The organism is Zunongwangia endophytica (assembly GCF_030409505.1).
Classification (GTDB): domain Bacteria; phylum Bacteroidota; class Bacteroidia; order Flavobacteriales; family Flavobacteriaceae; genus Zunongwangia; species Zunongwangia endophytica.
Map to the genome: position 1 here is coordinate 1,698,393 of NZ_JAUFPZ010000002.1, position 15,685 is coordinate 1,714,077.

15 protein-coding genes, 1 tRNA gene and 1 pseudogene are annotated in these 15,685 nt (G+C 35.6%); 6 read left to right on the plus strand and 11 right to left on the minus strand.

Annotation, left to right across the window (positions count from 1 at the left end; all coding sequences use genetic code 11):
• Window positions 1-22: 22 nt before the first annotated feature.
• The 6 genes and pseudogenes from mazG to QWY91_RS07635 form a co-directional block, all read right to left on the minus strand.
• Window positions 23-796: a nucleoside triphosphate pyrophosphohydrolase gene (gene mazG / locus QWY91_RS07610; protein ID WP_290233315.1), complete on the minus strand. Its 774-nt coding sequence runs from the start codon at window positions 794-796 to the stop codon at window positions 23-25.
• Between the two features lie 57 nt (window positions 797-853).
• Complete coding sequence (locus tag QWY91_RS07615) at window positions 854-1,315, minus strand: META domain-containing protein (RefSeq protein ID WP_290233317.1); 462 nt, start codon at window positions 1,313-1,315, stop codon at window positions 854-856.
• 246 nt (window positions 1,316-1,561) lie between these two features.
• Window positions 1,562-1,822, minus strand: a complete 261-nt coding sequence (locus QWY91_RS07620) for a hypothetical protein (protein ID WP_290233320.1) — start codon at window positions 1,820-1,822, stop codon at window positions 1,562-1,564.
• Window positions 1,823-1,939: 117 nt separating this feature from the next.
• Window positions 1,940-2,015 (minus strand) — tRNA-His (locus QWY91_RS07625).
• Window positions 2,016-2,075: 60 nt separating this feature from the next.
• Window positions 2,076-2,792, minus strand: a complete 717-nt coding sequence (bshB1, locus tag QWY91_RS07630) for a bacillithiol biosynthesis deacetylase BshB1 (RefSeq protein WP_290233323.1) — start codon at window positions 2,790-2,792, stop codon at window positions 2,076-2,078.
• Between the two features lie 21 nt (window positions 2,793-2,813).
• Window positions 2,814-3,955: pseudogene (locus QWY91_RS07635) on the minus strand (trans-sulfuration enzyme family protein).
• Window positions 3,956-4,181: 226 nt separating this feature from the next.
• On the opposite strand from QWY91_RS07635, the gene QWY91_RS07640 reads away from it, so the two are divergent.
• The 3 genes from QWY91_RS07640 (at window position 4,182) to QWY91_RS07650 (ending at window position 7,586) form a co-directional block, all read left to right on the plus strand.
• The gene (locus QWY91_RS07640; protein ID WP_290233326.1) at window positions 4,182-5,921 is read left to right on the plus strand and encodes a thiamine pyrophosphate-dependent enzyme; all 1,740 of its coding nucleotides are present in this window, start codon (window positions 4,182-4,184) and stop codon (window positions 5,919-5,921) included.
• A gap of 106 nt (window positions 5,922-6,027) precedes the next feature.
• Entirely contained in the window at window positions 6,028-7,080 is a 1,053-nt protein-coding gene (locus QWY91_RS07645) for an NAD(P)-dependent alcohol dehydrogenase (protein WP_290233328.1), read from the plus strand.
• 128 nt (window positions 7,081-7,208) lie between these two features.
• Complete coding sequence (locus QWY91_RS07650) at window positions 7,209-7,586, plus strand: PH domain-containing protein (protein WP_290233330.1); 378 nt, start codon at window positions 7,209-7,211, stop codon at window positions 7,584-7,586.
• Between the two features lie 137 nt (window positions 7,587-7,723).
• Here the strand turns inward: QWY91_RS07650 and QWY91_RS07655 are convergent, their stop codons facing one another.
• The 3 genes from QWY91_RS07655 to QWY91_RS07665 are packed head-to-tail and all read right to left on the minus strand — an operon-like array spanning window position 7,724 to window position 10,465.
• Entirely contained in the window at window positions 7,724-8,542 is an 819-nt protein-coding gene (locus QWY91_RS07655) for an SDR family oxidoreductase (protein ID WP_290233333.1), read from the minus strand.
• A gap of 43 nt (window positions 8,543-8,585) precedes the next feature.
• Complete coding sequence (gene treF / locus QWY91_RS07660) at window positions 8,586-10,211, minus strand: alpha,alpha-trehalase TreF (protein ID WP_290233336.1); 1,626 nt, start codon at window positions 10,209-10,211, stop codon at window positions 8,586-8,588.
• A 59-nt stretch (window positions 10,212-10,270) separates the two neighbouring features.
• Window positions 10,271-10,465, minus strand: coding sequence for a hypothetical protein (locus tag QWY91_RS07665; RefSeq protein ID WP_290233338.1), 195 nt, complete (start codon window positions 10,463-10,465; stop codon window positions 10,271-10,273).
• Window positions 10,466-10,918: 453 nt separating this feature from the next.
• Between QWY91_RS07665 and QWY91_RS07670 the strand changes: the two genes are divergently transcribed.
• Together QWY91_RS07670 and QWY91_RS07675 are read left to right on the plus strand one after the other, a co-directional pair.
• Window positions 10,919-11,401, plus strand: coding sequence for a GNAT family N-acetyltransferase (locus QWY91_RS07670; RefSeq protein ID WP_290233341.1), 483 nt, complete (start codon window positions 10,919-10,921; stop codon window positions 11,399-11,401).
• A 67-nt stretch (window positions 11,402-11,468) separates the two neighbouring features.
• Window positions 11,469-12,284: an MBL fold metallo-hydrolase gene (locus QWY91_RS07675; RefSeq protein ID WP_290233343.1), complete on the plus strand. Its 816-nt coding sequence runs from the start codon at window positions 11,469-11,471 to the stop codon at window positions 12,282-12,284.
• 97 nt (window positions 12,285-12,381) lie between these two features.
• Here the strand turns inward: QWY91_RS07675 and QWY91_RS07680 are convergent, their stop codons facing one another.
• Entirely contained in the window at window positions 12,382-12,732 is a 351-nt protein-coding gene (locus QWY91_RS07680; protein WP_290233345.1) for a hypothetical protein, read from the minus strand.
• Window positions 12,733-12,905: 173 nt separating this feature from the next.
• Window positions 12,906-14,099: an ADP-forming succinate--CoA ligase subunit beta gene (gene sucC / locus QWY91_RS07685; protein WP_290233348.1), complete on the minus strand. Its 1,194-nt coding sequence runs from the start codon at window positions 14,097-14,099 to the stop codon at window positions 12,906-12,908.
• Window positions 14,100-14,417: 318 nt separating this feature from the next.
• Here sucC and QWY91_RS07690 point away from each other — a divergent pair, with 318 nt between their 5' ends.
• Window positions 14,418-15,596 carry an MFS transporter gene (locus tag QWY91_RS07690; RefSeq protein WP_290233351.1) on the plus strand — a complete coding sequence of 393 codons (1,179 nt, stop codon included), beginning with the start codon at window positions 14,418-14,420 and terminating at the stop codon, window positions 15,594-15,596.
• The last annotated feature ends 89 nt before the right edge of the window (window positions 15,597-15,685 follow it).

Sequence of the window (15,685 nt, forward strand, 5' to 3'; positions counted from 1 at the left end):
GATTCAGATTGTAAACTAGATACTATAATTTTTTTGCTTCATTCCAGAACACATCCATTTCAGCTAAAGTCATATCTTTCAATTGCTTTTTATTTTCTTCAGCTTTACTTTCTAGATACTGAAAACGCTTAATGAATTTCTTATTGGTACGTTCTAAGGCATTTTCAGGATTTATATTGAGGAATCTGGCATAATTGATCATCGAGAACAATACATCTCCAAATTCGGCTTCCATTTTATCTTTATCGACATTGTTTACCTCATCCTGAAACTCTTCCAACTCTTCCTGTACTTTCGCAAATACCTGCGCTGGATTTTCCCAATCGAATCCGACACCTGAAACTTTATCCTGAATTCTAGTGGCTTTTACCAAAGCCGGCAAAGATCTGGGAACTCCTTCCAAAACACTTTTCTTTCCTTCCTTTAGCTTTAAATTTTCCCAGTTTTTCTTTACATCATCCTCATTCTCCACTTTTACATCTCCATAAATATGAGGATGTCTTGAAATGAGTTTCTCACAAATTCCATTCGCAACATCGGCAATATCAAAATCCTTAGTTTCGCTTCCAATTTTGGCGTAGAACACAAGATGTAAAAGAACATCACCTAATTCTTTTCGAACTTCTTCCAGATCGTTATCCAGTATTGCATCTCCCAATTCGTAAGTTTCTTCTATCGTAAGATGCCGTAAACTTTCCATGGTTTGCTTACGATCCCAAGGACATTTTTCCCTTAGATCGTCCATGATGGTTAATAATCTATCAAATGCTTTTAGTTGTTCTTCTCTGGAATTCATTGTAACTTTTTAAATCTAAAGTACAATTTTAAGAAGATTTAAATAGATACGAACTAATTACTGTCTTTTTAATTTATAGATACAGCCTTCTGTACACCTTGGTGATTTATAAGTTGGATAGTAAATGATGTAATCTGTATTTATGTTATCCATAGCCCGATATGCCACATTCTCTTGAGATATATCTTCATTTATTGCACAATCAAAGCTCAAAACTAGCATCTTTATATCGCTATCATCAGGATGATAAACGAGACTGTAATTACCAGTATTGCAGTCGGCAAAACCACCTTCAAAAGTGCCATCCTCTAAAAATTCTATAGTGTATCCATCACTAACTGACGTCCAAGATGCTTCACCTCCTGAACTAACTTTTTCTTCTATAAGCTTCCATTTCCCAACAATATGGCTTTGATCGATTGCTGAAACTGGTAGTCCTTCCAATTTTTCTTCCTCATCACTACTGCAAGAAGAAAGACTTAAAAAAATAATTAATAGTCCAAGTAAATAAGTTTTCATAAAAAAAGAGTTTCTATGTAGATCCTAAATAAGCTAAAAGGTTGCGTAAAATATAGTGCAAATATTGAGGTTATGTATGATTAAGCACACTACTTTGATAAATCGTCGCGCAATAGATACTATAGCAACCAAATAGTTGCGCTATATAGACAAATATTTGCTATGATAAAATTATTCAATTGAAGAGAAAGCTAGCTATCCGTTTTGCTATGGAAAGATGATTTCAGTCGGTAATTTAATGTAGATTTATTTAGCGTAAAGATTAAATTTGGGATAAGCAGAAACTGAATAATTACTAGAATTGCAAATTTCTTCATATTCTTCTTCGGCTATCAGATCAAAATCCTGAAAATAACTGGAGAAAAGCTCAAGCTCAGCATAAGAATTCAAAATAATTACTAGGCTCTCATATTTTGGTAACGGAAAAGAGAATTCGAGTTTGGCCTCTACTCTATCGTGAGTTTCAAGAAATTGTTCGATTCTTTTTATTTTATTCGTAGTTACCATAGCGGAGTTAAGTAAACTAAAATGCGGTGCAAAAATAAAAATTTTAACCGAACGATATACTAATTTGAGTATATAATAAAAAAACCCTACTCAATTGAGTAGGGTTTTCACAAATAAGGGTGGAAGACCGGTTTCGAACCGGCGACCTCTGGAACCACAATCCAGCGCTCTAACCAGCTGAGCTACAACCACCATTTCAAATTGCGGTTGCAAATATAGGTTATTTTATCAGTACTGCAAAGAAAAAAATTGATTAAATAAGATCAAATATTGAATCGACTGCTACATAGCGTTCTACAGTAAAACCTTCAGCATATTCAGTATTAATTATTCTCCCTAAATCGCGTGCCCTATAGTTTACACTATCTAGAAAGTTGTTACTAGAGATTGGGGTATTAGGCTCTTCACTATTTGGATCATAGAATTGGGTAGCATAAGCTTTTACCGCATCCATTTTCTTATCCATATAACCTGTAACATCTACAAACACATCTGGATCGATTGGTTTCCACTGTATATAATGGAAAACCTGTTTTGGTCGCCAGGCTTCCTGTTTATTGCCATCGCTGGTAGTTTCGATCTTCATCAAACCACTTAAGAAACAGGCATCACTTACTAATTTTGATCCTCTACCGTGATCAATATGTCTATCATCTATGGCATTACAAAATACTATCTCTGGTTTGTACTTTCTTAGGATTTCTATAATCGCTAATTGATGCGCTTTATCATTGATAAAAAATCCATCAGCAAAACTTAGATTTTCGCGTACATGAACGCCTAAGATTTCAGCAGCTTTGGCAGCCTCTTGATCTCTAGTTTCTGCAGTACCGCGAGTACCAAGTTCTCCTCTCGTTAAATCTAAAATACCAACTTTTTTGCCACGATCTATTTCTTTAGCCAAAGTAGCAGCACAACTTAATTCTACATCATCTGGGTGAGCTCCTATGGCAAGAATATCTAATTTCATAAATTTCTATTTGTGTTTAATCTAGGCTAATGCCTGTTCAATATCTTCAATTAATTCTTCAGCTTCTTCAATACCTACTGAAAAACGAAGCAAACCATCCTTAATCCCCTGCTCTGCCCTTTCTTCTGGACTAAGTAAACCATGCGAAGTTTTAGCAGGTGAAAGAATGGTACTTTCAACCCGGCTAAACTCATGGATGATTTAATAAGCTTCAGGTTTTTCTGGAATTGGTCGGGATTAATTCCTTCAACTAACTCAAAAGACAACATTCCGCCAAAACCGCTCATTTGTTTTTTTGCTACTTCGTGATCGGGATGAGAAACCAAACCAGGATAATATACTTTCGTTACCTTTTTATGATTGTATAGATATTCGGCTAAAATCATTGCGTTGTTGTTCTGCGCCTTTACTCGAAGTCCCATAGTTTTAAGACTTCGCTCTAAAAGCCATACCGTATAATCGCTTAAGTTTCCTCCTAGATTTTTAGCCATTTGAAAGATTGTATCAATATGAACTTCCGAAGAAATTACCGTACCGGCAAGAATATCACTATGACCTCCCATATATTTTGTGGCCGAGTGAATTACCACATCGATCCCCATATCAAGAGGATTTTGATTTACAGGTGAGGCAAATGTATTATCGATCATGCTCACTAATCCTTTACTTTCCGCTAATTTTGCTATAGCTTCAACATCAGTAATAGTTAGTAATGGATTCGAAGGTGTTTCTATATAAATAACTTTTGTATTCTCTTTAATTTCAGCTTCAAAAGAGGACAATTTTACATCCTTGGTAAAACTATATTCTATACCGAATTTATCGAATTCCTCCGTAATTAAATTACTAGTGCCGCCATACAAGGTGTTCTGAAAAACGACATGATCACCCTGATGTAAAAATGCTAAAAGTGCGGTGCTCACTGCTGCCATTCCGCTACCAAATATAAGTGATGCTTCCCCGTGTTCTAAGGCTGCCATTTTCTTTGCCAAAGCTACCTGATTAGGCGTATTAAAATATCTTGGGTATCTTTTGACGGGAACATCTTCGAAAGCGTAAGATGTAGACATATAAAGCGGACTTACCGCGCCTTTAAATTCTGTATCCTCGAGTTCTCCGGCATGCGTACAGATAGTATTTATGCCTTTATATTTTTGATCCATGAGTTTTAAATTTTGGGATCTAATTTAAGAAGATAGGCTTGCAAATACTACAGTTTAGTTCGGTTTCTTACGCTACACTTTAACATCTCTTTAAAACGAAAACGTAATAAAAAAATTTAGGCTGATAAATTTACCGTTTTGTTGTGAAATTGATTTAGCGCTTTACCACTGGTTTAACAGCACAGTGATGATAATTGCAATACCTTAGAGCTAGAAAATAGTAGTTATGGGAAAAAATGTTTCAGACCTATTGGTCAATATGCTTGTTGAAGCAGGAGTTAAACGTGTTTATGCAGTTACAGGAGATAGCTTAAACCCTGTAAACGATGCCGTTCGTAGAGACGGTAGATTGCAATGGATTCATGTACGCCATGAAGAAGCAGGAGCTTATGCGGCATCTATGGATGCGGAATTAGACGGAATTGGATGTTGCATGGGAAGTAGTGGCCCCGGCCATGTACACTTAGTTAATGGTCTTTACGATGCTAACCGAGCTGGTAACCCGGTAATCGCAATCGCTTCTACAGTTCCTACTAATAAGTTGGGAACCGAAAATTTTCAGGAAACTAATGTGACAAAATTGTTTGACGATTGTAGCAAATATTGTTTTATGGCAAACACGCCAGAACAAGCTGCACATGGTTTTCAAAGCGCTATACAATCTGCGATTCATCAAAAAGGAGTTGGTGTCGTAGGATTACCAGGAGATATCGCATCTGCAGATGCTGCACATATCACAACTTCTGAGCAAAACTACTTTACAAATTCAAAATTATTACCTGGTAGCGAAGAGTTAAAAACACTCGCAAAGGTGATCAACGAGAATAAAAAAGTGATGGTTTATTGCGGGTATGGCTGCAAAGACGCCCAAGATGAAGTGATGCAGCTGGCAAAAAAACTTAATGCTCCAATGGGGTTGAGCTTTAGAGGAAAAATCTTCTTCGATAAAGAGAACAATCCATATGTAGTAGGATTAAACGGACTTCTAGGTACAAAATCTGGATTTAAGTCTATGCACGAAGCCGATGCATTATTGTTATTAGGAACAGATTTTCCTTACACAGACTTTCTTCCCGAAAAAAATACCATCATACAAATTGATGAAAAACCAGAGCGTATAGGAAGAAGAGCGAAAGTAAACTTTGGTTATCACGGTAAAATTAAAGATACTTTAGAAGCATTGCTTCCGCTGTTAAAGGCTAAAAAAGATACTTCTTTTCTTGATGAGATGAGAAAAGTACACTTAGATATCGAAAATAAATATCATAGCTATGTAAAAGAAAAAGGAGAAGATGAAAAAATCCATCCTGAATATGTAGCTTCAGTTATAGATGAAATTGCTACAGACGATGCTATTTTCACAGTTGATACGGGAATGAGTGCCGTTTGGGCTGCGAGATATTTAAAAGGAAGAAAAAATAGATATTTAACCGGTTCTTTTAATCATGGCTCTATGGCCAATGCTATGCCTATGGCTATTGGTGCTGGATTAGGACATCCAGATCGTCAGGTTATCGCTTTTTGCGGTGATGGTGGTATTTCTATGCTATTGGGTGATTTAATGACGATAAGCCAATATAAAATTCCGGCTAAAATTATCATTTTTAATAATTCTTCGCTGGGAATGGTAAAATTAGAAATGCAAGTAGAAGGTTATCCAGAATGGCAAACCGATATGGCAAATCCAGATTTTGCCATGATTGCGAAAGCTATGAATATTGAAAGTTGGGTAGTTAAAAATCCTTCTGATGTAAGACAAGCTCTTGCTGAAGCTTTTGCTTACGACGGCCCTGCGGTAGTAAATATTTTTACCGATCCCGATGCCTTGGCAATGCCTCCTGAAATTAAGTTTGAACAAATGAAAGGCTTCGCTAAAACTATGGGGAAAATGATGCTAAACGGAAAATCTGCAGATGTAATTGATACGGCTAAATCTGATGCTAAGTATTTAAAAGAACTGTTATAACGTGAAAAATTGATCTAGGTTAATAGTTCTGGTTAAATATGAGTTAAAGACAAAGCCACTAAATTACAACAGTTTAAATTCAATTAGTTTTGCAAAAAATAGTTAAATGAATACTACAGAAATAAAAGCATTTGGTGCTAAATCTGAAACAGCATCTTTAGAAGAATTAAATATCGAAAGAAGAGAAACCTTAGCCGATGATGTAGAAATTGATATTCTATATTGCGGAGTTTGTCATAGCGATATACATACCGTACGAAATGATTGGGGAGGTTCTAAATATCCCGTAGTGCCAGGCCACGAAATTGTTGGTAGAGTAATTAGTGTTGGGGATAAGGTTTCTAAATTCAAAGAAGGTCAGCTTGTTGGTGTTGGCTGTATGGTTGATTCTTGCCAGCATTGTGATTCTTGTAAAGATGGCCTAGAGCAATACTGTGAGAATGGTATGATAGGAACTTATAACGGAAAAGATAAACATCTTGGCGGTCACACTTACGGTGGATATTCAGAAAAAATTATTGTAGATCAAAAATTTGTTTTGGATGTTCCAGAAAGTTTAGATGCTAAAGCAGTGGCGCCATTACTTTGCGCAGGGATAACTACATGGTCACCTTTAAGAAACTGGAATGTAAAAAAAGGCGATAAAGTAGGTGTAATAGGTTTAGGAGGATTAGGTCACATGGGGATCAAATTCGCTCACGCTCTTGGTGCTAAAGTAGTGATGATTACAACCTCTCCTGGCAAAAGTGATGATGCCAAAAGATTAGGAGCAGATGAAGTTCTTATTTCTAAAGACGCGGAACAAATGGCTGAGCACAAAGCTAGTTTCGATTTTCTTTTAAATACAGTTCCTGTAAAGCATGATATCAATCCATATATTGGTTTGCTTAAAAGAGATGCTACCATGGTTCTAGTTGGTGCAATCGAACCATTAGAATTTCACGGTGGTGGTGTAATCGCTGGAAGAAAAAGTATTGCAGGATCATTGATCGGAGGAATTAAAGAAACTCAGGAAATGTTAGATTTCTGTGGAGAACACGACATTGTTTCTGATATAGAAATGATCGATATGCAGAATATCAATAAAGCTTATGAGCGCGTAACTAGCAACGACGTAAAATATCGTTTTGTGATCGACATGCAGTCTCTTAAAAATTAATTAGAATTTAAATAGCTATTCTCGATTCACGAGAAAATATAACAAATTTTTATCAAAGCTGCCTTTAAGTTATAATCTACGGATTTGTAATTTAAAGGCAGTTTTAATTTTAAGCAATTATCATAATCATGAGCATATTTTCATCGCTATTAGGCAACGCGGGAGCTATTAGTAAAGAAAACCTGGAAGAAAAATATCATAAGCTATTAATTCCTTCAGAAAACATAGAAGCTGGATTTAAATTAATAAGAGATACTTTTATTTTCACGAACAAGCGATTAATTCTTGTAGATATCCAAGGTTTAACTGGTAAGAAAACAGAATATTTCTCGGTGATTTATAAAAGTATTAGTCGGTTTAGCGTAGAAACTGCCGGAAGTTTTGATTTGGATGCTGAGCTAAAAATTTGGATTTCAGGAGAGCAAAATCCATCGATCAGTAAACGGTTTAATACCAGTGTAGATATTTATGAAGTACAAAAGATATTGGCCTCTTTTGTATTGTAATTTTATTCCGAAGTAATTTATCTAAAATGAATTTGTTTGAAAATTTGTTTGAGAATATTTCAATAACAGCAAAAAGTCTTTGAAGTGTGCTTCCAAAGACTTTTTGTTTTTAACTACTTTGATTTCAGTATAAACTATTAACCGTTATTCGTGAATCCTGGATAACACGTCATCCCGCCATCAACAAAAATTGTTGTTCCGTTAATGTATTCAGATTCATCTGAAGCAAGCCACGATGCTACACTACCAATATCTTCCGGTTCTCCAATCTCATCGTATGGGATTACCTTTTTCATTTGCTTACGACCTTCTTCCGTACTCCAAACGTCTTTATTAATTTCAGTTTTAATAGCTCCCGGTGCAATACTGTTACATCGTATTTTTTTGGAAGCGTAACCCTGACAAATACTTTTCATCAACATTTCTATTCCTCCTTTAGATGCTGCATAATTAGCATGTCCCGCCCACGGAATAATTTCGTGTACAGAACTCATATTAATTATTTTCCCTAAAGATTTAGAAACTTTTGGGCGCATGCCACGTTCCAGAAATTCGATAATTGCTTCCCTACAGCAAAGAAACTGTCCTGTAAGATTTAAAGCGATTACCTGGTTCCATTGGTCTAGCGTCATTTTATGTAATTCGGCATCTTGCTGCATCCCCGCGTTAGGCACGCAAATATCTATGGTTCCGAATTTCTCTATTCCATTTTTAAAAAGTTGCTTAACTTCTTTTTCTTTACTTACATCTGCCTTTACAACTATTGTTTCCCCGCCAGCCTTTTCTTTACTAATCTCATTAGCGACATCTTCAGCTTCTTCTTTACTGGAGTGATAATTTATAACCACATTCGCGCCTTCTTTTCCCATAGCTAAAGCAACGGCTTTACCTATTCCAGAACTTGATCCTGTGATTAAAGCGGTTTGACCTTCTAATCTTTTATTGGGTGTATGCATAACTTTTTTATCTAAAGTTAGCCGAATTAAAAACCAAAATATGTTATTCTGACGTTAATTTCTTATAGACGCCATTGCTCCAACCAAATCCGTCTTGTGTAGGATACTCTCCGCCTCCACTTTCTTTAGATAGATCTTCCACGTTATATTTCTCGGTCATCTTATACGTATTCTCGTAAACTTTCTCATTCAATTTCAACCATCGATCTTTAATGGTATCTGCCATATCTAATATTTGATAATTCTGAAGCGCTTTATAAGAAATCCATTGCAACGGTGCCCATCCGTTTGGTGCATCCCATTGTTGACCACTGTGGTTTGGTGTACTTACCACACCACCGGCTTTTAATAATTCAGATTGTAAAGTTTTGGCTGCTTTCTGCGCTTTTTGTTCCGTAGCGATTTCAAAAAATAAAGGATATATTCCAGCTACAGATGTTACCGGTGTTTGTTGTTGAATTACAAAATCATAATCTTTGTAAAAGCCGCCTGAATCATCCCAAAAATACTTATCGATAGCTTTTGCTCTATTTTCAGCTAATTCTTTAAATTCCTTAGATTGATCTGGCTGGCCGCTAATAAGATAAGCTTTGGCTAAGGTTTTCTCTAAGTGATACAAAAGGCTATTTAAGTCTACTGGTAAAATATCGGTTGTATGAATTTCTTTCAGATGAAATTTGCCATTTTCATCAGGTTTTATCCATCGGCTAGAAAAATCCCAACCCGATTCTGCTGCAGCTCTCAAATCTCTATAAACTTCTTCTTCAGTTAAATTATCATTTGCGTTTACAGCAGCTTTAGCCGTTTTTACATCTTCTCTATAACTTTCTGGTCTTGGTGTGTTTTTATTATCATAATAGCGATTAAGAATGCTTCCATCATCCATTCTAACAACTCTTTTATAAGCCGAATCAACTTCAGAAAGATGTTGTTTTCCTTTCATCCAAAATTGGTATTCTGTTTCTAATTCAGACAAATAAGTCGTGTAAATAGAATCTCCTTTTTCTTCAGCAAGCAAATCGATCATCAATGAAAAAAAAGGAGTTTGAGATCGACTAAGATAGTAGGTGCGATTTCCGTTAGGGATAAAGCCATATTCGTTAATTAGATAAGAAAAATTATCGATCATATTTTGGATAATTTCGGTTTTTCCATCTACCTGCAAACCAAGCATCGTAAAATAACTATCCCAATAATATATTTCTCTAAAACGACCACCAGGCACAATGTATGGATGTGGTAAAGGAATTAGCGTACCCGTAACTTTGCGATCTGCAGGCCGTTTTAAAACCGACCATAACTTTGTTATATGCGCATCGATAGCTGAAGAATCTGTTTTATATTCTTGACGCTCTTCGTATCCAGGAATGTCAAAATTTTGTTTTAAAAATTGAAGAATATAAGTCTTCGAAGAATCTTTGATATTGCTGTAATCAGATTTAATAGAATCCAAAGAGCGCCTGGGTACTGCATCTACGAAGGTTTTACTATCTGAAAATAAGTCCTCATTTTGCTGAATATCATAAAAGAGATCACCGTAAAGCTGCTCGGGTGGAAGAATGCTAATTTCTTCTTTTGAAGGATTCTTGCGCCTATTTTCATCTTCACAGGAAATGGATAAAAAAGCTATTATAAAAAATAAAACACTATATTTTTGAAGTTGGCTCATATTCATAAATTCGGTTAGAACTTTTATAAATATAGCTAAGATCTCTAAATTTCGAGAATTTACTGGCGTTTATCTGAGTGCCGCCTGCGCTTTATACGATGCGTTCCGTTGTAGAAATGCTGGATGCTATCGCCTTCTTGAATTTGAACCTCATCAATATTCTCTGTATCTAATTTTCGTGTTTCTCCAGATGTCCCGCTACAGGAAATTAGAAAAACAAACGTAAGAACAGCTAAAATTTTAGAGATTTTCATTGAATGATTTAATAAATAAACAACTTATACAATATTACTATGTAGCAACGCATGAAGAAATACCCATACTAGGGGATATTCAAAAAGTGAATTTCAGAGTAAGATTTTGTAAGAGAATTTTTAGGAAAAACTGAATCAGACTAATTCAATTTTTAATACAGATAACGATCTAGGGAAATATTCTGCTGCGTGCTCTTCAAAAGCATTTTCATACGCACATTTAAATTTGGAAACTTTTTTAAAGTAACACCATTAAAATTCTGAAGAGCGAAGCAGAAATTTATTGACTAAAACAAATTACTTAAAAAGGCTAATCGCCTTTTTCATCACATCTAATATACTGATTAACAATTACATTCAAGACTACCCAATTGTAGGTATTTTGCAGTCATATATTACAGCTTTAATGTTTTATGAGGATTGTAGGATATAGTTATGATCTGCTATATTAAAATGATATTTTTGTCGAAAAAAAGTATGGAAATTATCAGCTTTAACCCCAAGTATAGCAGAGATTTTAAAAGGCTTAATATAGAATGGTTAGAGAAATATTTTTATGTGGAACAACATGATGAAGAAGTTCTAGGTAAACCTGAAAAATATATTATTGAGCCTGGTGGAGAGATTTTCTTCGTCAAGCAAAACGAGGAAATTATAGGATGTGTAGCTTTAATGAAGATTGAAGAAAACATATTCGAATTAACGAAAATGGCTATTGCTCCAAAACATCACGGAAAACAGCTTGGCCAAAAGCTTATGAAATTTACTATTGAATATGCGAAAGATCAAAACTGGGAAACACTAATTATTTACAGCAGTAGGAAATTAGAAAACGCTGTTCATATTTATAGAAAGTTTGGTTTTTCTGAAATTCCTATAGAAGAAAATAATCCATACGCTCGCGGAGACATAAAGATGAAACTTCAGTTATCATAAATCTTTGTAAAACAGCCTGTATTTGGTCTTGTCTTGCGTAATTTTATGCTAAATAAAAACTTTCAGAATGAAAAAATTACTTTTTACCACTGCAACTGTTCTGGCATTATTTGCCTGCAAAAATGATAAAAAAACTGATGCTGAACCTGGCACAATGATTCCGGCTGAAGATGGAGTAGTAAATATGAACGAAGATGAAGCAGATGCGAAGGATAAAGAATCTATACACATAGAACCAATTTCTCACGCTACAGCCGTAATCAATTGGGATAAGGCTGTATTTTATACCGATCCTGTAGGAGGAGCTGAAGTTTTTAAAAATGTCGATAAACCAGATTTCATTTTGGTGACCGATATCCATGGCGATCACATGAATGCGGCTACTTTAGAAGGATTAGAATTAGGCGATAAAAAGATCATCGTTCCGCAAGCGGTAAAAGATGAATTACCAACTTCTTTACAAAAAAATCTGATGGTAATGAATAACGGAGATTCAATGGAAATCGATGGTTTTAAAATCGAAGCGATTCCTATGTACAACTTGCCAGAAGCTGATGATGCTATGCATGTGAAAGGTCGTGGTAACGGTTATGTTTTAGAAAAAGATGGCAAACGTCTATACATATCTGGAGATACTGAAGATATCCCGGAAATGAGAGAACTTAAAAATATAGATGCTGCATTAGTTTGCATGAATCTTCCTTATACCATGCCGGTAGATCAAGCTGCGGAAGGTGTTTTAGCCTTCGCACCAAAAAAGGTATATCCTTACCACTATCGTGGAAAAGATGGATTGGCAGATGTAGAAAAATTTAAGTCTCTAGTTGAGGAAGAAAATAAAGATATTGAGGTTATTTTATTGGATTGGTATCCTGAAATGTAAACCGATTATAATTCAAAAATTAAAGGCTGTGAGTTGATGTGCTCACAGCCTTTTTAATTTTCTACGTTTATTGATTGATATTTAGTAACTACGGGAATTAAGATTTAGCTTTAAGGGTAACTGGTAATTTAAATTCTTCTACATCTGGATCTACAGCACAATTAATCTTTTTGTAATTCAATTTTTGTTTAATAAAGCGCTCTACTTCCTTGTTATCTGCTTCAACAGATAGTACTACAATTTCATTGTCTTTGTTGATAGCCAAAAGTACATTTGCTCTAACATCTTTCTTTAGATCCAACTCATGATTCTTCAGTAAAGAAGAAATTTCAAAGCTCATCATTCTGGGATCTGGCTCAAAAGCCGTGTCTAAATTGTTTGCACTTGTAGTAAACTTGCTACAAATTGCGATTGCTAATACTAGCAAAATGGATTGTAATCTTTTCATGATTAAAATATTTAAAAGGTTAATACACTATAAAGACGACAGTTAGCAATCCATTGTTACACAATTCGCTGATTTTTAAGTTCTTTTTAACTTTTTAGAAAACCGAGAAATTTATATAAATAAAAAGGCTCGCAAATGCGAGCCTTTTTATTTATATATAAGATAGCTAATATTTATGAAAGTACTTGTTGTACTTTATCAGCTGCTTCTTGGAATTGTACAGCACTAGATACTGCCAATCCACTTTCGTCGATAAGCTTTTTAGCGATATCTGCATTAGTTCCTTGTAATCTAACGATAATAGGAACATTGATGGCATCTCCCATATTTTTGTAAGCATCTACAATACCTTGTGCCACACGGTCACAACGTACGATACCTCCAAAAATATTAACTAAAATAGCTTCAACTTTATCATCCTTAAGGATAAGTCTAAATGCTTCTTCTACACGCTTAGCATCTGCAGTACCTCCAACATCTAGAAAGTTTGCAGGTTCACCACCAGCTTGCTTAATAAGATCCATCGTTGCCATTGCAAGACCAGCACCGTTTACCATACATCCTACGTTACCGTCTAGATCTACGTAATTAAGACCAACTTCTTTTGCTTCAACCTCTGTTGGGTTTTCTTCACGCTTATCACGCATTTCCATATAGTCTTTGTGACGGAAAAGTGCGTTATCATCTAAAGTAACTTTAGCATCTACAGCTAAAATTTTATCATCACTTGTTTTTAAAACAGGATTGATTTCGAATAAAGAAGAATCAGATTTGTCGAAAGCAGTATAAAGAGACATCACAAATTTTGTCATTTCTTTAAAACCAGTTCCGCTAAGACCCAGGTTAAAAGCAATTCTTCTAGCCTGAAATGGCATTAATCCTGTAGCAGGATCGATTTCTTCAGTAAAAATTAAATGCGGAGTTTCTTCAGCAACAGTTTCGATATCTACACCACCTTCAGTAGAATACATAATCATATTACGACCTGTAGCACGGTTAAGTAGTACAGACATGTAATATTCTTCTGGTTCGTTATCTCCTGGATAGTAAACATCCTCTGCGATATATACCTGGTGAACTTTTTTACCTTCAGCAGAAGTTTGAGGCGTTACAAGATTCATCCCAATGATTTCTCCCGCAATTTGCTCTACTTCTTTAAGATTCTTAGCCAATTTAACACCGCCACCTTTACCACGGCCACCTGCATGAACCTGTGCTTTAATCACATGCCATCCAGTTCCGGTTTGTTCAGTTAGTTCTTTTGCGGCTTTTACAGCTTCTTCTGGGTTGTGAGCTACAATACCTCTTTGGGTACGTACGCCGAAGCTGCTTAATATTTCTTTTCCTTGATATTCGTGTATGTTCATAATCAGGTATTTCTTCAGTTTTAATTATGCTAAACAAAAGTAACAAATGTAAAAGTATTAGACCAATAAATTTCCCTTAAACATTTCGCATATATCTGCTAATTATCCTTAAATACAAAGCGTTTTCAACATATTACAGCTCAGACTATAAGGTTATCGTAAATAATACCAGTGTTTTTCAATATTCTGAGTAATCTCAACTATTTTTGCCCTTTTAATGAAATCCCGAAATCATCCCTAAAAAAGATGGAAAAACATAAGGGAAGCTAAAACTAATCATTTGAGTTTAAATCGAACTCAAATCATATAAAATGGCTTATGAATAAAGCGCTAATCGCATTAGCAATTGGAGGATTTGGTATTGGTATGACCGAATTTGTTATTATGGGAATTCTACCCGATGTAGCTACGGCATTGGATATTACCATACCACAGGCTGGACATTTTATTTCGGCTTATGCCCTGGGCGTTGTGGTAGGCGCTCCGCTATTAACCGGTATTGGCGGTAAATGGCCTGCTCATAAAACATTGCTCTTTTTGATGCTATGGTTTACCGTTTTTAACACGTTATCTGCTTTCGCTAATACTTATACGCTTTTGTTAATTTCAAGATTCCTATCTGGTTTACCACATGGCGCTTTCTTTGGGATTGGCGCGGTGGTTGCAAGCAAGCTTGCCAAGCCCGGTAAAGAAGCCAGAGCAATAGCTACGATGTTTACCGGCCTTACTTTAGCCAACGTTATAGGTGTACCATTAGGAACTTATTTTGGACATAACTTTAACTGGAATATTGCTTTCTTTCTAGTTGGAATCGTTGGGATTTGTGCTATTTTGAGTATAAAATTCTGGATGCCAGAATTGCCTAAAAGTTCTCCCGACGGGATAGTAAAAGACTTTAAAGTGCTTAAGAAACTGGAACTTTGGATGGTTATTTTACTAACGACCATTGGTACGGGAGGATTTTTTGCCTGGTATAGTTATATCGCACCTTTAATCACAGATGTTGCCGGCCACCCAGAAAGTATAGTGAGCTATGCCATGATATTAGCAGGTTTGGGAATGGTCACTGGAAACTTTATTGGTGCTAAATTAGCCGAAAGCTTCTCCCCTATTTATGCCGTATTAATTGCGCTGATATTAATGGTAATCGCGCTGGTATCTAATACCTACTTCGCTTATGATAAAGTTGGAGTATTGGTGATGACTTTTTTAATAGGAACTATTGCGTTTTGCCTTTCCACACCTGTACAGATGGCAGTGATCAATTCGGCTAAAGGATCTGAGATGTTGGGTTCTTCCCTAAATCAAAGTGCCTTTAATATGGGTAATGCTTCTGGCGCTTATCTTGCAGGATTGCCAATAGCTGCAGGATACGCATATACCTCGGCAGATTTTGTGGGAGCAGGTATGGCTAGTGCAGGGATTGTGTTAACTTTTGTCGTAATTTATCTTCGGAAGAAAAATAAAACGCAAACACCGAGTCCAGCTGAAGCTTAATTTTACAGAAATAACAGATTGTTCAAATTCGTTATTTTTTTGATATTCTTTTGGGAGGATATCTAATAGGCTAGTATTTTGGTCCAATA